This window comes from Streptomyces sp. NPDC090442 (assembly GCF_044769405.1).
Classification (GTDB): Bacteria; Actinomycetota; Actinomycetes; order Streptomycetales; family Streptomycetaceae; genus Streptomyces.
Genome location: NZ_JBIVXW010000016.1, coordinates 125,781 through 144,819, shown reverse-complemented (window position 1 = coordinate 144,819; position 19,039 = coordinate 125,781). Strand labels below are relative to the sequence as shown.

Genomic DNA, 19,039 nt, shown 5'->3' with positions numbered 1-19,039 from the left:
CACCAACGGCACCTGGACGATCACCACAACCCACACCTGACACAAGGGGCCCTACAGCCCACAGCCAGACAACCCCACACGCAAGATCTTCAGAAGCGCCCTAGCCAACCCCCGTCAGCCGCTACGATCCACGGCGTCCGTGCGGCACCCTTGATGCACCTCCGATGCACGGCTGCGCCGCATGGGTAGGACCCTGATCAAGCGGGGAAGGAGGGTGGAGTGGGCCTCGCCGAACGCAGAAAAGTCATGGGCTACAGTCAGGAGCGCTTTGCCGCCGTAGTCGGCGTCGATCGCACAACGGTCGGGCGCTGGGACCGCGGAGAAACGACGCCCGAGGCGATTCACCGGCCCAAAATGGCCGAGGCGTTACAACTCGGCCTCGCAGAACTCGACGCATTGCTGACTCCGCCACCAGCAGACTTCCCGGAGTGCACCGCGTCGCCGCCATGCGACCGACACGGCTCTGAGGGAATCGACGACATGATCCGACGCGAGTTTCTACGCATCATGGTGGTGGCAGGCTCCTTGACGACGCTGGCACCCGATGATGCCGACGCGATAGCGGAGGCGGTCGACCGAGGTTCGGCCGAAGACTTTCGCTTAATGAATGGCCATCTGTGGCAGGTCTATCAACTGGCCCGTTCCAAAAGCTCCGTGAACACCGTTGTGAAGGATCAGCTCGGTGCGCTGAACGAAGCGCTCAAGGAATCGAGCCGGGCGGGCGGTCTGTACGAAGTCGCGGGCGATCTGTTCCAGCTTTCCGGAGAGCTCTCGTTCGACGGCAATCGCTACACCGATGCTGCCGCGTCCTACGCCCTCGCGGCAGAGGCCAGCAGTCACGCCCGGGCATACGATCTGTGGGCTTGCGCGCTCGTCCGCCACGCCTACGTCGACGTCTACGAGCGGCGTTACACGGAGGCCGCGGAAACGCTGGACGTCGCGCGGCGCGTTGCCAAGCGTGGCAACAGCGCATTGTCGACCCGTTATTGGGTCGCCTCGGTGCAGGCCGAGGTGTATGCCGGACTGCAGGACCTCGGCGCCTGCGAAAAGGCTCTTGGCGAAGCGCAGCGGGTAGCCGACCTGGCCACGCCGGTCCACCCGGGTGGATGGCTTCGATTCGACGGTTCGCGACTCGCAGAGGAACGAGGCGCCCGCTACGTGCAGCTCGGGCGGTTGGACCTTGCCGAGGAGACGCTCAGGCGCGCCCTTGAAACGAAGACGTTGTCCAGAGGGCAGTCATTCCGGCGCCGCGGTGCGGTTCTCGTGGATCTCGCGGCAGTTGGCGCGAAACGCCATGATGCGGAGCAAGTCGTGACGTACGGCGGCGAAGCCCTTCGCTTGGCCAAGAAAACAGGCTCAGGATATATCGCCCGCAGGCTCCAGGCCCTACAGGGGGATCTGAGAACGTGTCGGCGAAATCGCCGAGTTGTCGAACTGAACGCTGAAATCAACGCCCTGTGAGGGCGTTGAGAAAGGGGCAAGAGTGTCGCAGCAAGATGGCGCGAGGGTGTTCCGGGAGGCGTGGATCGCGGGGGTGCGCGAGCACTTCCCCGGCGAGCCAAAGGCAGGCTACGTGACGCCCTGGGAAGAAACCCCGGACTGGGAGCGGCAGGCCGCGGGCGCGGTGTACGAGCAGGTTCGCCAATTCCTCGCCGTGAGCGAGGGGCATGCGGCGCGACTCTCGCGGGAACAGAAGGGCCGGTTCGTCGCCGTCAGTTGGACGGCGCAGATGTACAAGCACTTCGAAAGCCCCAAGCCCGGGTATGTGGCCGACTGGTCGGATCTTCCGGAGTGGCAACGGAAAACCGACTCGGACATCTTCGAGGCCATTGAGAAGTCGTTGCTGTGAGGAGTTGCCGCGCCGGTCGAGCCGCGCTGTCGAAATCGGCCCGATCGGTGCGGACTCGCCCCCCGTTCGACGGCTGTCACAGGGGCCCGCGCCGTTAACCAATCACCGGACCCGCAGAGTTGACTCACCGAAGCGCCAGTAGGTCCACCAATTCGCCGAGGCTCCCGATTTGCCAGTCCGCGGACGAGGCCGTCTCGTCGTCCGCCCACAGGTGTCCCCATGGCCCCCGGCGCAGGTGTGCCGTGCGCAGGCCGGCGGCGCGCGCCGGGATCACGTCGTTGTGCGGATGATCGCCGACGTACAGCACTTCGCCCGGCTCGGCACCGGCCAGTTCGACGGTACGGGCGAAGAAGTCCGGGTCAGGCTCGGCCACTTCCCACTCCCCGGAGCGGCCACGGCGTCCACCGGCAGATCGAGGGCGCGCAGGAGAAAACCGGCCCGCCGGGTCTGGTTGCCCGCCACGACCACGCGCATCCTGGCGTCGCGGAGTGCGGCGAGCGACGACCGGACGTCGGGGTACAGGTCGGTCTCGTCCAGGGATTCGCCCCGGCCGGACTGTGCCATGGCCGCCCGCTCCGCCTCGACGTCGATGCCCGGCCGTACGAGCCGGAGCGCGTCAGCGTTGTCCCGTCCCTGCGCCACCACCGCGCCGACCAGGGCGGACAACGTGTGCCGACCGACGCCAAGCCAGTCGGCCCAGGCGTCCCACCCGTGGTCGTCCCGGATCAGGGTCTCGCCGACATCGAACGCCACGGCACGGATCATGCGGGCAGCCTACGGGGCCCGCCGCGGTCGGCGAGGGCGTGTCGGGCAGGCTGCGCAGCGCCTCGGGCTCGACCGAGTCGACGGCGTAGCGGGGTCCGTACGGTAGCGAAGGGCCCGCCCCACCAGGACAGGTGGTGGGGCGGGCCCTTCGGTTCGGGGGGCGGGTCAGGCGGCCTTGCCCAGGGAGGGGAGGCGCCGGGCGGCCATGGCCTTGCGGGTGGCGTAGAGGGTGATGCCGGCGGCGGCGACCGTCGCGGCCAGGCCGAGCAGGACGGTGCCGGACCAGCCCGCGGCGTGGAAGGCCGCGGCGCCGAGCGCGCCGCCCAGGCTGCTGCCGAGGTAGTACGCGCACTGGTACAGCGCGGACGCCTGCGCCCGGGCCGTCTTGGCGGTGCGGCTCACCGAGGACGAGGCGACCGCGTGGCCCGCGAAGAAGCCCGCGGTGATCAGGACCAGGCCCGCCAACACCGCGGCCACCGAGGCGATCAGGGTGAGCAGTAGGCCCGCGGCGGTGGTGCCCACCGCCAGGTAGAGCGCGCCCCGCCGGCCGACCCGGCCGACCAGCTTCCCGGCCGCGGCCGAGGAGACCGTGCCGACCAGGTAGATGACGAAGATCGAACCGACGATGCCCTGCGGCAAGTTGAACGGCTCGGCGACCAGGCGGTAGCCGATCACCGTGTAGACCGCGCCGAAGACGGTCATGAACAGGGCGCCGATGGCGTAGAGGCGGCGCAGGAGCGGGTCGGCGAGGTGACCGCCGAGGGTGCGGGCCAGCGCCCGCGGTCCCACCGAACGCGGCGCGAAGTGCCGGGCCTTGGGTACCAGCAGCCGGAACGCCACCGCGCACACCACGGCCAGCACGCCCACCGCGCCGAGCGCGGCCCGCCAGCCCCACGCCTGGGCCACCCAGCCGGTGACGATCCGCCCGGACATCCCGCCGATGCTGTTGCCGGCCACGAACAGGCCGATCGCCGCCACCAGTGCCTTCGTGCGCACCTCCTCCGCCAGGAACGCCATCGCGGAGGCGGGCAGTCCGGCCAGGGCCACGCCCTGGACGGCGCGCAGCGCGATCAGCGCGTCGAGGGAGGGGGCGAACGGCACCAGCAGGGCGATCGCCGCGGCGACGGTGAGGGAGGCCGTCATCAGCGTGCGGCGGCCGAACCGCTCGGAGAGCGCGCTCAGCGGGATCACGCCGAGGGCCAGTCCGAAGGTGGCCGCGGAGACGGTCCAACTGGCGCGGTCCGCCGCCACGTTGAGGTCAGCGGAGATCGCCGGCAGCAGCGCCTGCGTGGAGTACAGCAGGGCGAAGGTGGCCACGCCCGCGGCGAAGAGGGCGAGGCTCATCCGGCGGTAGCCGGGGCCGCCCGGCCGCAGCTTGTCGGACTCGGGGTCGGCCGCGGCGGAGGGGGAGGAGTCGGTGGACGACAGGGGAGAGGCGGCCGCACGGTCGGTGACGGACGCCCCGGTATCAGCGGGAGGCATGGCGCGAAAGTAGAACGATCGCACCTCATGCGTCCAATGCATCAAAACGACATAATCGATGCTGTGGCACATGATCCCAGTTCACAGCCGTCTCTGTCGCAAACTCGCAACAGAAAAGACATTCCGGAACGCCTCCGCGGCACCCCGCCGACCGCCCCCGAGCCGGCCGGGCTGGGGCCCGACTCCTGGGCGGGGACCCTCGCCCCGCGGCTCGCCCAGTTCGCCGCCGTCGCCCGGCACGAGCACGTCACCCGCGCCGCCCAGGAGCTCGGCATGCCCCAGCCCACCCTCAGCCGCGCCCTGGTGCGCCTGGAGGACGACCTGGGGGTGGCGCTGTTCGCCCGGCACGGCCGGGCGCTCTCCCTCACCCCGGCCGGCCACGCCTTCCGGGCCGCCGCCGAGCGCGCGCTGATCGACCTGGAGCGCGCCACCGACACCGTCCGCGCCGACGCCGACCCGGCCGCCGGCAAGGTCGCCTTCGGCTTCCTGCACACCCTCGGCTCCGAGACCGTCCCCGGCCTGATCCGCAGCTTCCGCGCCGACCACCCCGGCATCCGCTTCCAACTCGTCCAGAACTACGGCGAGGCAATGATCGAACGCCTCCGCGCCGGCGACCTCGACCTCTGCCTGACCTCCCCGGTGCCGGACTACCCGGACCTGGTCGCCCGCCGCCTCGACGAGCAGAAGCTCCGCCTGGTGGTCCCGGACGACCACCCGCTGGCCGGCCGCAAGCGGATCCGCCTGGCGGAGGCGGCCGGCGAACTCTTCGTCACCCTCGAACCGGGCTACGGCCTGCGCCGGATCACCGACGCCCTGTGCGCCGAGGCCGGCTTCACCCCGCGCGTCGCCTTCGAGGGCGAGGAGGCCGAGACCCTGCGCGGGCTGGTCGCCGCCGGCCTGGGCGTCGCCCTCCTGCCGCCACCCGCCGTCCCCCGCCCGGGCGTTGCCGAACTGACCGTCACCGCCCCGCGCGCCGTCCGCGAGATCGGCGTCGCCTGGCTCGACGGCCGGGTCGACACGCCCCCGGTCGCCGCCTTCAAGAAGTTCCTGCTGGGGCGCCGGGGGCAACTGCTGTCGTGAGCCGGGCGCGGGACGGGGCGGGCGGGGCGCCTGGCGCGGGTACGGGGCCCGTCGTCGTCCGTGCGTCGCGAACTCACCGCTGCGCGAGGTCGGTTGGTGTCGTGTCGTGCTGTGTCGTGTCGTGAGGGAGGGGAGGGCCTCAGTGCCGCAACGACGCCCCGAACCCCGATGCCAGCGGCATCCGTAGCCCCAGGGGCGGGGGAGCGACCAGGGCGTCCTTGACCGGGCGGGCGTAGGCGTGGGTGAAGAGGGCGCCGAGGAGGAAGTCGGTGGCGAGGGCGTGGACTTCAAAGCGGTGTTGGTGGAGGGAGTGGCCGTCGGAGTGCACCTCGAAGCGGCAGGTGTCGCGGTTGATCTTCTTGGCGCGTTGGGCGTAGCGGTAGGAGAGGTCGGGGTCGACCCGTTCGTCGTTGGTGCCGTGCACCAACAGCACCTGACGGCCGACCAGTTGCTTCACCGGCTCGGGGTCGGTGCCGTGCTGGCGGGGGTCGGGGAGCCAGGGGGCGAGGGCCAGGACGGCGTGGACGGCCGGGTGGCCGGCGGCGTGCAGGGCGGCGCGGGCGCCCCGGCCGGTGCCGACCAGCGCGACCGGCACGTCGCCGTAACGGCGGACCACCTCGTCCACCGCCCAGATGGCGTCCCGCGCCGGGTGCGCCTCGGGGCCGTTCCAGCCGCGGCAGCGGTAGTGCACCACATGGGCGGCCAGCCCCTCGGGGCGGCCGGCTCTCGCCAGCCGGGCGGCCAACGGGCGGGCCGTCAGCGCCCGTACGGGCGACGGCCGGCGCAGCCCGGTCGGCCCACACCCGGGAAGGAGGAGGGCGACGGCGTTCACCGTCCGGTCCGTGCCGCCCGCTCCCAGCGGCTTTCCGAGCCGGGCCTCGCGCACCGGCAGTGCATGCTGAGTCACGAGGAGAACGATGGCAGAAGGCGGCGTCCTGTCCACCCTGTGGACGGGTCACCGTTGCGTATCGTTCGACGAGCTCTACGCGCGTAGGGGCTACAGTGCGGCAATGACGAGCGAGTTCAGCAATCTGCCCACGCCCGAACAGATCCGTCGCGCCCCCAAGGTGCTGCTCCACGACCACCTCGACGGCGGGCTGCGCCCCGCCACCGTCGTCGAGCTGGCCCGTGACACCGGCTACGAGGGGCTCCCCGAGACCGACCCCGAGAAGCTGGGGACCTGGTTCCGGGAGGCCGCCGACTCCGGTTCGCTGGAACGGTATCTGGAGACCTTCGCGCACACCTGTGCCGTCATGCAGACCCGGGAGGCGCTGTTCCGGGTCGCGGCCGAGTGCGCCGAGGACCTGGCCGCCGACGGCGTCGTCTACGCCGAGATCCGGTACGCGCCCGAGCAGCACCTGGAGTCCGGGCTCGGCCTCGAACAGGTCGTCGAGGCCGTCAACGAGGGCTTCCGGGAGGGCGAGCGGCGGGCCCGCGCCAACGGCCACCGCATCCGCGTCGGCGCGCTGTTGACCGCGATGCGGCACGCCGCCCGCGCCCTGGAGATCGCCGAACTCGCCAACCGCTACCGCGACCTGGGCGTGGTCGGCTTCGACATCGCGGGCGCCGAGGCCGGCTACCCGCCCACCCGCCACCTCGACGCCTTCGAGTACCTCAAGCGGGAGAACAACCACTTCACCATCCACGCCGGCGAGGCATTCGGCCTGCCCTCCATCTGGCAGGCGCTCCAGTGGTGCGGCGCCGACCGGCTCGGCCACGGCGTGCGCATCATCGACGACATCGAGGTCGCCGACGACGGCTCGGTCACCCTCGGCCGGCTCGCCTCCTACGTCCGCGACAAGCGCATCCCGTTGGAGCTGTGCCCCACCTCCAACCTCCAGACCGGCGCCGCCGCTTCCTACGCCGAGCACCCCATCGGCCTGCTGCGCCGGCTGCAGTTCCGCTGCACCGTCAACACCGACAACCGCCTCATGAGCGGCACGAGCATGTCCCGGGAATTCGAGCACCTGGTCCGGACATTCCGCTACACGCTCGACGACATGCAGTGGTTCACGGTCAATGGTATGAAGTCCGCCTTCCTTCCTTTCGATGAACGTCTGGCCATGATCAATGACGTCATCAAGCCCGGATACGCGGAATTGCGCTCCGAATGGCTCTTTCGCCGGTCGACCGCAACTCCCGCTCCCAGCAGGGACTCTGACGCAGAGTGAACACCTGTAACGGCGTCTAGCGCAACGGCCGGTGGATTGTCCACCGGCCGTTTTCCGGCCTGCCGGAAGTGTTTGCGGCGGTGGTGGCTGAATCACTAGGTTTCCTAGTCGGTCCAGCCCCCATCATGAGGACGTAATGCAATGAAGCAGGGAACCGTCAAGACTCTCGGTGCCGTTGCGCTCGGCGCCGCCATCGCCGCCTCCGCCGCGGGCGTCGCCACCGCCGCCCCCGCGGGCAACTCGATCGACGCCAACGGCGTACTGCACAGCCTTCCGGTGAAGGGCGCCACCACGGCCCTCTCCGGGGCGACCCAGAAGGACGACGGCAACGGCGTCAAGCCCAAGACCAAGGTGACCTCCAAGGGCAACAGGCTGCTCGGCGGCCTGCCCGCCAGCAGGATCACCAAGGGCATCCAGCTCGGCGGCTGACCGGCCCCACCCCTCCCCAGGGGCACCCCAGTGCTGCCCCGGTCCGCGCGCGGTATCCCGCGCGGGCCGGGGCGTCGTCGCACCCGGGGCAGTGGGTTACCAGGCCGTGGCGTCGCGCCCCTTCTCCTCCGAGGGGAGGAGGACCCACAGCGCCAGGTACACCAGGAACTGCGGGCCGGGCAGCAGGCAGGAGAGCACGAATATCACCCGCATCGTCGCCGGGGAGGTCCCGAAGCGGCGGGCGAGGCCGGCGCAGACACCGGCGATCATGCGGTTGTTGGCGGGACGGACCAGTGCGGCGGCCATTGCGGGCTTCTCCTTCTCGAACGATCCGGGGCGGCTGCCCCGATGCCTCAAAAGTAGGTCCGGCCGGCGGAGAAGACGTCAGCCTGCGGGGCCAGACCGACCCTGGAGATTCTCGGGGTCGCACCCCTGAGACGCTCGTCCCGGCGACGGAGCCGGCACCGGACCCCGGGAACGATCAACAGGTGGGCCAGTGCCACCCCGAGCGTGTTCAGCAACACCGCGTCGACGTCCGGCACCTGGCCCGGCACCCCGGTCTGCAACAGCTCTATCGTCAGCGAGATCATCGCGCCGGCGAAGACCGTACGGGCCATCGAGGTCAGCGGGGAAACGTTCAAGCGGCCCCCGACCAGCGGCAGCAGCACCCCCAGCGGCGCCAGCAGCAACACCGGTCCGCCCAGGTGCCACACCGCCGACCAACCACCCCGCGCCAGCTCGGCGTTGATCGACGCCAGCGGCTGGAGGTTGGCGGCCGGCACCCACGGCACCGTGCGGGGACGCAACATCAGCCACCCGACGATCAGCAGATGCGCCACAAGGAGGAGAAACCCGGTGGCGCGCAAACGGGGGGCGACGGTGGTGCCGGGGCCATGACGCTGCACACAGGCCAGGACGCCGGTAGCGGGGGCCGCGGTTCCGCCCTGTTGCGCCCGTCTTGGGCCGAAGCGCGCGGGCCCTTTCCGGGGCGCCGCCAACGGATCTCCGCGGCGGGAAGGAGCGGCGCGCCAGGCAGTTTCGTTGGATCAGCCGGTCGTTGGTCCGGGCGGGCCGGCAGGGGGTCTGTAACCGGCTGCGCAGGCGGGCCGTCGACGGCACCTGGGAGGGAGTGTTCACCGTGCTGATGGCCCAGGCCGATGCCGACGAGGACCTCAACCGGGCCCTCGTGGTGGACTCCACGATCGTGCGCGCTCACCGGCACGCGGTTGGGGCCCGCAGAAAGGGTCCTCCTCTGGTCCGCCCGGTGATCCAAGCGAAACCGCCTAGCCGACCGTCAGGTTCGTGAACTTGATCGTGACGCTCTGGGCGTTGCCGCTCGGGGGGTTTTCGACCTTGATGACCCTGGGCTCTTGCAGGGTGTACTGCTTCGTCGGGTTGCCCGCGGCGTCCAACTGGCTGAGGGACGCTGTCTCGGGCTGGGTTCCGCCTTCGATCAGGTCGGTGAACTGCCGGGACCGTTCGGCGCCACGGATCACGGTCACCGTGCCCGACTCCTGCCCGCCGGGGATGTGCCTGTTGGAGGGGAACTGCTCCGTGGGCTGGTCCACATTCAGTGCGGAGACCTCGCCGAGGGCCTCGGTGCCGCCGTTGACGCTCAACTGGAACGTGTGGGCGCTGAGGGCGTCGCCCTCCTGGAGGTTCAACTTCGCACCGTAGGCCGGGGAGGTCTGATCCGCGTGGCCCTGCGCGCCGTTGTCGGACGCGTGGGCACGCGACTCGGCCTTCTGGGACGAGCTGGCGCTCGACGCGTCGGTGCCCGAGGCCCCGGAGCCGCACGCGGTCAGCAGGCCGAGGGAGAGTAAGGCGGCGGTGGCCGCCGCGGCCATGCGGCGGTGCGAGCTGACGGTGGGACGGGTCATGGGGAGAACTCCCTGAGCTGTCGGCGCTGAGGTCAAGTGGCGCCTCCACACTCGTCACTTGGTTTTCGGGTTTCACCCTGCCCGTGTCACATATTCGCCACAGCCGTCCCGGCCGTTTCACCTGGTCGGCAAGGTGATCCAACGGAGCCGCCCCAAGGAACCCCTCGCGACGTGGCCATGCCCAACTCCCGCCGCCACCGTGGAAGCGCGACGGCTGCTGACGTACTCGGCGCCGTACAACTGGGGCCACCTGCGACAGGGACGCATCACAGCACCGCGGCACCGTCGGGTGATGCAGTAACCGCCTCAAGCAACGGCGAGGTACCACGACCCGCTACGGCAGGACGGCAACCCTCTACCTGGCAGGACTCCGCACGGCCGGGATCTTCCTGGGGTCCACCCGGTGATCCAGGCGAAGCGCCCTAGCCCTCCTCGGCCTGCGGGTCGCCCCAGCCCGCGTGCTGGGCGATGTCCGGATTGGCCAGTACGTCCGGCGAGCAGTCGAAGCGGTGCGCCACCGCCCCGCCCGGGCCGCCCAGCAGCGCGCCCCCGGTCCGGCCCAGTGTCACGCTCCGGCCGTAGGTGCACACCAGTTGCGCCAGCGCGAACGACGGCAGGTCGTCCGGCTCGACGGACAGCCGCAGCGCCTCCGGCGCGTCCCCCGCGCGCGGCCCGGCCACCCGCAGCGACCTGGGCACCGCGGTGCTGAACCCCGCCCGGGACTCGTCGGCGGCCGGCGGCCTCTGGAGCTCGACCAGCAGCGCGCGGGCCACCGGCAGCCGGACCGCGGCCCCCGGTGTGGCCTTCGGCCGGGTCACCGACCGCTCCACCGGGACCAGCGTCGAACCGCACACCAGATACACCGCCGCCCGCTGCTGCCCGGGCGCGCCCGAGGACACGAGCTGATCCGGGGCCTGGCAGCTCACCCGGGACGGCGCGCCGCCCGCGTCCACCGGGACGGAGGTGCCGCGGATGCCGCAGCCCGCGACGGCCAGGGCCAGCGCGGCCAACGCCGCGGCCCGCCGCACCGAGCCGGACCGGAACCGCCGATTCACCGCCGGCCCTCCGCGCCCTCGCCGGCGTCCGCCGGCCGCTCACCGCGTGCGGTGTGCTCCGCGTCGTCGGCCAGCCCGGAGGCGTCCATGGGCAGGTGCAGGGTGAAGACCGCGCCGCCCTCGGGGTGGTTGGCCGCGCTGATCCGGCCGCCGTGGATGTGCGCGTTCTCCTGCGCGATCGACAGGCCCAGGCCGCTGCCCTCGGACCGCGGCCGGGACGCGCTCGCCTTGTAGAAGCGGTCGAAGACGTGCGGCAGCACCTCCTCCGGGATGCCCGGACCGTGGTCCCGCACCCGGATGACCAACTGGCCGCCCTCGGGCTCGGCCGCCGCGCCCTCGGCCGGGTCCCCGCCCGGCGCGCCCGTCGCGGGTCGGCCCGGCTGACCCGGCTCCGTACGGACCGACACCCGCACCGGCGAGCCGCCGTGCTTGAGGGCGTTGCCGATCAGGTTCGCCAGGATCACGTCCAGCCGCCGCGGGTCCAGACGGACCACGATGCCGCGGTCGGCGTCCAGTTCCACCGCGTCCAGCCAGGCCCGGGCGTCGATGCAGGCGGTCACCTGGTCGGCGACGTCGACGTCGTCCAGCACCAGCCGGGCCGTCCCGGCGTCGAAGCGGGTGACCTCCATGAGGTTCTCCACGAGGTCGTTCAGCCGCCGGGTCTCGCTGACCACCAACTGCACGGCCGGCGCGATCATCGGGTCGAGGGAGTCGGCCTCCTCCTCCAGCACCTCGGTGACCGCGGTGATCGCGGTCAGCGGGGTGCGCAGCTCGTGCGACATGTCGGCGACGAACCGGCGGGACGCCGCCTCCCGCCCGCTCAGCTCCTCGACCCGCTGCTGGAGCCGCTCCGCGGTGCGGTTGAACGTCCGCGACAGGTCCGCCAGTTCGTCGGTGCCGGTCACCCGCAGCCGGGTGTCCAGCCGCCCCTCGCCCAACTGCCGCGCCGCGTAACCGAGGCGCTGCACCGGGCGCAGCACCGTCGTCGCGGCCGCCTGCGCCAGCAGCGCCGAGCCGACCAGTGCCAGCGCGGTGGCGATCCCCAACGACCAGCCCAGCGACGTCAGGTCCTGCCGCTCGGTGGCCAGCGACTTCATCATGTAGCCGGTCGGCCCGCCGCCGATCACCGTCGCGCCGGCGACGAGGTACGGGACGTCGCCGACCTCGTTGCGCTGCCAGTACAGGTGGTGCGCGTAGTGGTTGTTCTCGTCGACCGGGCGCACCTGGTCGACCGCGTTGCGCAGCGACCGCGGCACCGTCGCCAGGGTCAGCAGGTCCTTGTTGGTGGTGGCCGCGCACTCCTTGCCGTCGCGGTCCAGCCCGATCAGCAGCACCGTGTAGTTCTGCGGGCCGGCCGCCATCTGCCGGGCCGCGTCCTGGAGTTCGGAGCAGCGCGGGTGCAGCGGCAGCGAACGGGTGGTGTCCTGGAGCGACTTGCGGAAGTCCTTCAGGGCGGCGTTCTGCGTGCGGTCCAGGACCGTGTTGCGGTTGAGCCAGTACGCGATCCCGGACGCCGAGACCGCCGCGGTCAGCGCCACCAGCGCGAACACCACGACCAGCCGCAGCCGCAGGCTGGTCAGCCGCAGTGCCCCCGCGACCCGGCGCAGCAGCCGCACCGGCCGCCCGCCGTCCGCGGCCGTCCGGCGCTTCCCCTCCCCGGCGCCCCCGCCGTCCGTCCCCCCTGCCGTCACTGGGGCGCGTCCAGCCGGTAGCCGACCCCGCGGACCGTACGGATCAGCGTCGGTGAGGACGGGACGTCCTCCACCTTGGCGCGCAGCCGCTGCACACAGGCGTCCACCAGCCGCGAGTCACCGAGGTAGTCGTGCTCCCACACCAGTCGCAGCAGCTGCTGCCGGGACAGCGCCTGGCCGGGCCGGCGGCTCAGCTCCAGCAGCAACCGCAGCTCGGTCGGGGTCAGTTGGAGGTCCTGGCCGTTCTTGGTGACGGTCATCGCCGACCGGTCGATCACCAGTGAGCCGAACGTCGCCGAATCGCTGGACTCCCGCTCGCCGCGCCGCAGCACCGCGCGGATCCGGGCGTCCAGCACCCGGCCCTGCACCGGCTTGACGACATAGTCGTCCGCACCGGACTCCAGCCCCACCACCACGTCGATGTCGTCGCTGCGCGCGGTGAGCAGGATGATCGGCAACTGGTCCGTGCGGCGGATCCGACGGCACACCTCGAAGCCGTCGATGCCCGGCAGCATCACGTCCAGCACGATCAGGTCCGGACGCTGCTCGCGCAGCAGCTTCAGGCCGTCCTCGCCCGTCGCCGCGGTCATCACGCGGTGACCCTGGCGGGACAGCGAGAGTTCGAGGGCCGTGCGAATGGCGTCGTCGTCCTCGATCAGCAACAGGAAAGGCACGCTCGCCATTCTGGCCCATGGGACGCCGGGAGATCGACCGGCGCCGCCCGCCGAGCCCGGCTCGCCCCGCGCCGGACCGCGATCACCCCTGTGACACGTCTGTGACAGACGGCGGACAACGCGATGAAACTGGCTTGGCAGTCTTTTGGTCAGCCGGGAGAGATCAACACCGCCGAGGCGGGGTCCCGACCGGCGAAGCACCGAACGAACCGGCTCGATCGACGGGGGGCAGCGCGATGAACACTCTGCACGGCACTACTTCCGGCGCAGTCGTCACACGCCTTCACGACATCCGGACCGGAGAGAAGTCCGGGGCTGCGGGAATGCGGGGGTGTGCTCGCGGCGCCGGACGTCAACGACCGCCCTACATGGTGGCCATTGACGCGACGGTGGTCCCCGCTCAGGGGCCCAACGGGGGAAACGGGGGCCAGGAGGGCACCGACGGGGGAGCGACGTACGGGGAGACGGGGGACCGGCGCACCGCGACGAAGGAGGCCGAGGCCGAAGCGGCCTTCACCGCCTACGTCCAGGAGCGCCGCGCCTCCCTGTACGCCACCGCGTACCACCTGACCGGCGACCGCTACGAGGCCGAGGACCTGCTGCAGAGCGCCCTGTTCTCGACCTACCGGGCCTGGGACCGGATCAGTGACAAGGCCGCGCTCGGCGGCTATCTGCGCCGCACCATGACGAACCTGCACATCAGCGCCTGGCGCCGGCGCAGGCTCAACGAGTACCCGACCGAGGAACTGCCCGAGACCGCCGCCGACGCGGACGCGATGCGCGGCACCGAGCTGCGCGCCGTCCTGTGGCAGGCGCTGGCCCGGCTGCCCGAGACGCAGCGCACCATGCTGGTGCTGCGCTACTACGAGGGCCGCACGGACCCGGAGATCGCGGACATCCTCAACATCAGTGTCGGCACGGTGAAGTCCAGCATCTGGCGCTCCCTGCGCCGGCTGCGCGAGGACGAGGTCCTCAGCTTCGGCCGTGACGAGGAGGAGTCCTTCGGCGCACTGGTCGCCTGAGGACGGGGGGAAAGACCCGAGGGGGATCCGGGGGGAGAGCCCGAGGGGGAACAAGGGGAAAACGGGGGGACACGGGGGATAGCGAGCGGGTTCGGACGGCCGGGGGGTTTGTCCGAACCCGCTCTTCCGTGTGCGCGCCCGCGGCACCGGTGGACGGGCCTTCGCGGGCGGCTCCCTCAGGGTCGGGCCGCCGCCCCCACCGGGCACAGGGCCCGCGCCGCCGCTATCCGGTCCAACGCCTCCGGTTTGGCGCACGGGTGGGCGCCGAGCGCGGCGTGCCGGGCCACGATCGTCCGCTCGTTGCGCAGCAGCCGCAGCCCCCGCCGCACCAGATACAGCGGCGGCTTGCGGCCCTCGCGCAGATCCCGGGCCAGCCGCCGGCGGAAGGTGGTGGCGGGTCGCCCGCGCAGGCACAGCGCATCGGCCAACAGCCCCGCCTCCCGGCACCGTTCGATGATGTCGGCGGCGAACACGCCCTCCGCGATGAACAGTGACGCCCCGTCGAGCGCCAGCCCCGCGGAGCCGGTCCGGGCGCTGGCCGCGATGTCGTACTCCGGCACCACGGTCCGGCCGGCGCGGCACAGCTCCGCGATGGCCGCGACGGCGGCGCCCGCGTCCCAGGACGACGGCGAGTCCCAGTCCGCGCCGTCCCCGTCCGGCAACTGCGGCAACGACGGGTCCGTGCCGTCCTTGTAGAAGTCGTCGAGGTTGAGCACGGGCAGGCCGGTCAGCGCGGCCAGGGACGTCTTCCCGGAGCCGGACGGTCCGGTCAGCAGTACGACACGGGCGGGACGCGGGAGGGAGGGCAAGTCGGAGGTCACGGGCACTCATTGTCGGGCATTGCGCCGTGGGGGGTACCCCTGGCGCGCGAGGTGGAACCCCCGCCACCGCTCAACTACGCTACGCAGTCGATCGATTGCGCATCGGAGTTGGATCTCGCTGCGCAGCCGATCGCGACACCGCAATTCCGCTCCGTTCCGATCCACAGGCAGGTGGCACAGATGCCCTCCCACGCACGACCCAACCCCAGCCGCGTCCCCCGCGGTCTGTTGCGCGCCGGTCTGGTGATCTCCGCGGCCGGCGTCGCGCTCACGGGCGGCGCTGCGGCGGCGGGCGCGGCCGCCCCCGCGACCGGCGGCACCGCTTCCCGGCAACCCGTGGCGGACGAAGGGGTCGTGGGGCACGCCCTGGCCCACTCGATGACGGACTCCACCGGCCGCGGCCTCGGCCCGGTCAAGGACCTCAAGCTGGACCCGATGTCCCACACCGGCGTCGACCCGCTGGCCAACGCCATCGGCACCCAGGTCGCCGACTTCAAGCCGATGAGCACCGCGCAGTTGACGGACCCGGTGACCCAGGGCGGCTCGCTGCGCGAGCTCCCGGTGACCGGCACCGCGATGCGGCTGCTGCCCGGCTGACGGGCCGCCGCCCCTTCCCGCGACGAACGGCGCGGGACCGAAGCCCACCAGGGCCCCGGTCCCGCGCCGTTCGTCGATGCCGCTCCGGCCGACGGATCAGACCCCCGTCGGGTGCCATACCGTCTTGGTCTCCAGGAACGCCAGCAGCCGGTCGGTGCCCGGGTCGGCGGTCCAGTCCACCGTATGGGAAGGGGCAGCGCGCAGCGCTTCGTCGGCAGGGCGGTGGCGGGTGACGGGTGGGCGCAGCACCCGCTTGAGGTTGTCCGCCGCCGCGGTCTCCAGTTCCTTCGCCAACTCGGCGTCCGCGCCCGCCAGATCCAGCGCGTTGACGTCCTGGTGCGCGGCCAGCGGCGCGCCCAGCTCCGCCGTGCGGCCCGAGAGCAGGTTGACCACGCCGCCCGGCAGGTCCGAGGTGGCCAGCACCTCGGCCAGCGACAGCGCCGGCAGCGGGGCCCGCTCGGACGTCACGACCACGGCGGTGTTACCGGTGACGATCACCGGGGCCAGCACCGACACCAGGCCCAGGAACGACGACTCCTGCGGGGCCAACACGGCCACCACGCCGGTCGGCTCGGGCGCGGAGAGGTTGAAGTACGGACCCGCGACCGGGTTCGAGGACCCGGCGATCTGGGCGACCTTGTCGGACCAGCCCGCGTACCAGACCCAGCGGTCGATCGCCGCGTCCACCTGTGCCGCGGCCTTCGCCTTCGACAGCCCCTCGGCGTCGGCGACCTCCGCGACGAACTGGTCCCGGCGGCCCTCCAGCATCTCCGCGATGCGGTACAGGATCTGCCCGCGGTTGTACGCCGTCGCCCCGGACCAGCCGCCGAACGCCTTGCGGGCGGCGACCACCGCGTCCCGCGCGTCCTTGCGGGAGGCCAGCGGTGCGTTGGCGAGCCAGTTGCCCTTGGAGTCGCTCACTTCGTACACCCGGCCGCTCTCGGAGCGCGGGAACTTCCCGCCCGCGTACAGCTTGTAGGTCTTGAGAACGCTCAAACGATCAGACATTGAGGTACGCCTCCAGACCGTGCCGGCCGCCCTCGCGACCGTGGCCCGACTCCTTGTAACCGCCGAACGGCGAGGCCGGGTCGAACTTGTTGAACGTGTTGGACCAGATGACGCCCGCGCGTAGCTGGTTCGCCATCCACAGCATCCGGGAGCCCTTCTCCGTCCAGATGCCCGCCGACAGGCCGTAGGGGGTGTTGTTGGCCTTGGCCACCGCCTCCTCCGGCGTGCGGAAGGTCAGCACCGACAGCACCGGGCCGAAGACCTCCTCGCGGGCGATCCGGTGCGCCTGGGTGACGCCGGTGAAGAGCGTCGGCGCGAACCAGTAACCGGAACCGGGCAGTTCGCACGCCGGCGACCAGCGCTCGGCGCCCTCGGCCTCGCCCGCGTCGGCGAGCTCGGTGATCCGGGCCAGCTGCTCGGCGGAGTTGATCGCGCCGATGTCGGTGTTCTTGTCCAGCGGGTCGCCGACCCGCAGGGTGGCCATCCGGCGCTTGAGGGCGTCCAACAGCTCGTCCTGGATCGACTCCTGGACCAGCAGCCGGGAGCCCGCGCAGCACACGTGCCCCTGGTTGAAGAAGATCCCGTTGACGATCCCCTCGACGGCCTGGTCCACGGGTGCGTCGTCGAAGACGATGTTGGCCGCCTTGCCGCCCAGTTCGAGGGAGACCTGCTTCTCCGTACCGGCGACGGTACGGGCGATCGCCTTGCCGACGCCGGTGGAGCCGGTGAAGGCGACCTTGTTGATGTCGGGGTGGGCCACCAGCGCGGCGCCGGTCGAGCCGTCACCGGTGACGATGTTGACGACGCCCTTGGGGAGCCCGGCCTGGCGGCAGATGTCCGCGAAGAAGAGGGCGGACAGCGGGGTGGTCTCGGCCGGCTTGAGCACCACGGTGTTGCCGCAGGCCAGCGCCGGGGCGATCTTCCACGCCAGCATCAGCAGCGGGAAGTTCCACGGGATGACCTGGCCGGCCACGCCCAGCGGCCTGGGGTCCGGGCCGAAGCCCGCGTGGCCCAGCTTGTCGGCCCAGCCCGCGTAGTAGAAGAAGTGCGCGGCCACCAGCGGCAGATCGGAGTCCCGGGACTCGCGGATCGGCTTGCCGTTGTCCAGCGTCTCCAGGACGGCCAGCTCGCGCGAGCGCTCCTGGATGAGCCGGGCGATCCGGAAGAGGTACTTGGCGCGCTCGGCGCCGGGCAGCGCCGACCACTTCTCGAACGCCTTCCGGGCCGCCCGGACGGCGCGGTCCATGTCCTCGGCGGTGCCCTGGGTGTACTCGGCCAGTACCTCCTCGGTGGCGGGCGAGACGGTCTTGCGCAGGCCACCGCCCGCGCTCTCGGTGAACTCGCCGTCGATGAACAGCCCGTAGGAGGGCGCGAGGTCCACGACGGCGCGCGACTCCGGCGCCGGTGCGTACTCGAAGATGTTGGCCATGGTCAGTCCACCGTGACGTAGTCGGGGCCGGAGTACCGGCCGGTGCTGAGCTTCTGACGCTGCATCAGCAGATCGTTGAGGAGGCTGGAGGCGCCGAAGCGGAACCAGTCCGCGGTCAGCCACTCCTCACCCAGCGTCTCGTTGACCATCACCAGGTACTTGAGCGCGTCCTTGGTGGTGCGGATGCCACCGGCCGGCTTGACGCCGACCTGCACGCCGGTGGCCGCGCGGAAGTCCCGCACCGCCTCCAGCATCAGCAGGGTGACCGGGGGCGTGGCGTTGACCGCCACCTTGCCGGTCGAGGTCTTGATGAAGTCGGCGCCGGCGAGCATCGCGAGCCAGGAGACCCGGCGGACGTTGTCGTAGGTCTGGAGCTCGCCGGTCTCGAAGATGACCTTCAGGTGCGCGGCGCTGCCGTCGGGGCGGGCGCACGCCTCCTTCACGGCCTTGATCTCCTCGAAGACCTCCAGGTAGCGGCCGGAGAGGAAGGCGCCCCGGTCGATCACCATGTCGATCTCGTCGGCGCCGGCGGCCACCGCGTCCCGGGTGTCGGCCAGCTTGACCGGCAGCGCGGCCCGGCCCGCCGGGAAGGCGGTGGCGACCGAGGCGACGTGGATGCCGGAGCCGGCGAGCGCCTCCTTGGCGACGCCGACCATGTCCGGGTAGACGCAGATCGCGGCGACCTTGGGGGCGGTGCGGTCGGTGGGGTCGGGGTGGACGCCCTTGGCGCACAGCGCCCGGACCTTGCCGGGGGTGTCCGCGCCTTCGAGCGTCGTCAGGTCGATCATCGAGACCGCCAGGTCGATGGCGTACGCCTTCGCCGTGGTCTTGATCGAGCGGGTGCCGAGCGTGGCGGCGCGGGCCTGCAGCCCTACCGCGTCGACGCCGGGGAGTCCGTGCAGGAAGCGGCGCAGCGCTCCGTCCGAGGCGGTCACGTCCGCCATCGACGCCAGGCGCCCCGCGGCCTCCTTGCCGTATGCGGGAACAGTGGTGGGCATGGTCACGAGGGGAGCATATCTACGCGCGTAGCGACATGCCAGCCCCCGGATTTCGATCCTTGGGGAGGGGTGGGCGGTCCGGAGGGGC

At 71.7% G+C, this 19,039-nt stretch carries 19 protein-coding genes and 1 pseudogene; 7 read left to right on the top strand and 13 right to left on the bottom strand.

The genetic code is table 11. From position 1 onward, the window contains the following. Positions 1 to 219 precede the first annotated feature (219 nt). Together ACIQU6_RS14405 and ACIQU6_RS14400 are read left to right on the top strand one after the other, a co-directional pair. Positions 220 to 1,461, top strand: coding sequence for a helix-turn-helix transcriptional regulator (locus ACIQU6_RS14405; RefSeq protein ID WP_403481921.1), 1,242 nt, complete (start codon positions 220 to 222; stop codon positions 1,459 to 1,461). A 22-nt stretch (positions 1,462 to 1,483) separates the two neighbouring features. Continuing rightward, positions 1,484 to 1,849, top strand: a complete 366-nt coding sequence (locus tag ACIQU6_RS14400; RefSeq protein WP_403481920.1) for a hypothetical protein — start codon at positions 1,484 to 1,486, stop codon at positions 1,847 to 1,849. A 124-nt stretch (positions 1,850 to 1,973) separates the two neighbouring features. On the opposite strand, the pseudogene ACIQU6_RS14395 reads toward ACIQU6_RS14400, so the two are convergent. Beyond that, positions 1,974 to 2,614 (bottom strand): annotated as a pseudogene (locus ACIQU6_RS14395) (HAD family hydrolase). 165 nt (positions 2,615 to 2,779) lie between these two features. Then, on the bottom strand, positions 2,780 to 4,096 hold the full coding sequence (locus ACIQU6_RS14390) for an MFS transporter (RefSeq protein WP_403481919.1): 1,317 nt from the start codon (positions 4,094 to 4,096) through the stop codon (positions 2,780 to 2,782). Positions 4,097 to 4,159: 63 nt separating this feature from the next. Between ACIQU6_RS14390 and ACIQU6_RS14385 the strand changes: the two genes are divergently transcribed. After that, positions 4,160 to 5,176: a LysR family transcriptional regulator gene (locus tag ACIQU6_RS14385; RefSeq protein ID WP_403481918.1), complete on the top strand. Its 1,017-nt coding sequence runs from the start codon at positions 4,160 to 4,162 to the stop codon at positions 5,174 to 5,176. 139 nt (positions 5,177 to 5,315) lie between these two features. Here the strand turns inward: ACIQU6_RS14385 and ACIQU6_RS14380 are convergent, their stop codons facing one another. Next, positions 5,316 to 6,083, bottom strand: a complete 768-nt coding sequence (locus ACIQU6_RS14380) for an alpha/beta hydrolase (protein WP_403481917.1) — start codon at positions 6,081 to 6,083, stop codon at positions 5,316 to 5,318. A 103-nt stretch (positions 6,084 to 6,186) separates the two neighbouring features. Here ACIQU6_RS14380 and ACIQU6_RS14375 point away from each other — a divergent pair, with 103 nt between their 5' ends. After that, positions 6,187 to 7,347 (top strand): adenosine deaminase, encoded by a 1,161-nt coding sequence (locus tag ACIQU6_RS14375; RefSeq protein ID WP_403481916.1) that lies wholly within the window; start codon positions 6,187 to 6,189, stop codon positions 7,345 to 7,347. A 141-nt stretch (positions 7,348 to 7,488) separates the two neighbouring features. Next, a complete protein-coding gene (locus tag ACIQU6_RS14370) occupies positions 7,489 to 7,776 on the top strand; it encodes a hypothetical protein (protein WP_403481915.1) in 288 nt (95 codons plus the stop codon). A gap of 96 nt (positions 7,777 to 7,872) precedes the next feature. On the opposite strand, the gene ACIQU6_RS14365 is transcribed toward ACIQU6_RS14370, so the two are convergent. From ACIQU6_RS14365 to afsQ1, 6 genes are all read right to left on the bottom strand, one after another. Continuing rightward, a complete protein-coding gene (locus tag ACIQU6_RS14365; protein ID WP_403481914.1) occupies positions 7,873 to 8,082 on the bottom strand; it encodes a PspC domain-containing protein in 210 nt (69 codons plus the stop codon). 47 nt (positions 8,083 to 8,129) lie between these two features. Continuing rightward, complete coding sequence (locus tag ACIQU6_RS14360) at positions 8,130 to 8,681, bottom strand: VanZ family protein (protein ID WP_403481913.1); 552 nt, start codon at positions 8,679 to 8,681, stop codon at positions 8,130 to 8,132. A 378-nt stretch (positions 8,682 to 9,059) separates the two neighbouring features. Next, positions 9,060 to 9,656: a phage tail protein gene (locus ACIQU6_RS14355; RefSeq protein WP_403481912.1), complete on the bottom strand. Its 597-nt coding sequence runs from the start codon at positions 9,654 to 9,656 to the stop codon at positions 9,060 to 9,062. A gap of 422 nt (positions 9,657 to 10,078) precedes the next feature. After that, positions 10,079 to 10,711: a hypothetical protein gene (locus ACIQU6_RS14350; RefSeq protein ID WP_403481911.1), complete on the bottom strand. Its 633-nt coding sequence runs from the start codon at positions 10,709 to 10,711 to the stop codon at positions 10,079 to 10,081. Further along, the gene (locus ACIQU6_RS14345; RefSeq protein ID WP_403481910.1) at positions 10,708 to 12,402 is read right to left on the bottom strand and encodes a sensor histidine kinase; all 1,695 of its coding nucleotides are present in this window, start codon (positions 12,400 to 12,402) and stop codon (positions 10,708 to 10,710) included. The genes ACIQU6_RS14350 and ACIQU6_RS14345 overlap by 4 nt, the downstream gene beginning before the upstream one ends. Next, entirely contained in the window at positions 12,399 to 13,076 is a 678-nt protein-coding gene (gene afsQ1, locus ACIQU6_RS14340) for a two-component system response regulator AfsQ1 (RefSeq protein WP_016571665.1), read from the bottom strand. Before afsQ1 ends, ACIQU6_RS14345 begins: the two co-directional genes overlap by 4 nt. A 236-nt stretch (positions 13,077 to 13,312) precedes the next feature. Between afsQ1 and ACIQU6_RS14335 the strand changes: the two genes are divergently transcribed. Then, positions 13,313 to 14,098: a SigE family RNA polymerase sigma factor gene (locus tag ACIQU6_RS14335; protein WP_403481909.1), complete on the top strand. Its 786-nt coding sequence runs from the start codon at positions 13,313 to 13,315 to the stop codon at positions 14,096 to 14,098. 176 nt (positions 14,099 to 14,274) lie between these two features. Here the strand turns inward: ACIQU6_RS14335 and ACIQU6_RS14330 are convergent, their stop codons facing one another. Further along, complete coding sequence (locus ACIQU6_RS14330) at positions 14,275 to 14,919, bottom strand: ATP-binding protein (protein ID WP_403481908.1); 645 nt, start codon at positions 14,917 to 14,919, stop codon at positions 14,275 to 14,277. A gap of 180 nt (positions 14,920 to 15,099) precedes the next feature. On the opposite strand from ACIQU6_RS14330, the gene ACIQU6_RS14325 reads away from it, so the two are divergent. Then, positions 15,100 to 15,516, top strand: coding sequence for a hypothetical protein (locus ACIQU6_RS14325; protein WP_403481907.1), 417 nt, complete (start codon positions 15,100 to 15,102; stop codon positions 15,514 to 15,516). Between the two features lie 96 nt (positions 15,517 to 15,612). Here ACIQU6_RS14325 and ACIQU6_RS14320 read toward each other — a convergent pair whose 3' ends face one another. From ACIQU6_RS14320 to deoC, 3 genes are read right to left on the bottom strand one after another with little or no spacing between them, the layout of a single operon-like run. Next, a complete protein-coding gene (locus ACIQU6_RS14320; RefSeq protein ID WP_403481906.1) occupies positions 15,613 to 16,524 on the bottom strand; it encodes an aldehyde dehydrogenase family protein in 912 nt (303 codons plus the stop codon). Then, positions 16,517 to 17,953: an aldehyde dehydrogenase family protein gene (locus tag ACIQU6_RS14315; protein WP_403481905.1), complete on the bottom strand. Its 1,437-nt coding sequence runs from the start codon at positions 17,951 to 17,953 to the stop codon at positions 16,517 to 16,519. Before ACIQU6_RS14315 ends, ACIQU6_RS14320 begins: the two co-directional genes overlap by 8 nt. A 2-nt stretch (positions 17,954 to 17,955) precedes the next feature. Next, the gene (gene deoC / locus ACIQU6_RS14310; protein WP_403481926.1) at positions 17,956 to 18,951 is read right to left on the bottom strand and encodes a deoxyribose-phosphate aldolase; all 996 of its coding nucleotides are present in this window, start codon (positions 18,949 to 18,951) and stop codon (positions 17,956 to 17,958) included. Positions 18,952 to 19,039: the final 88 nt, after the last annotated feature.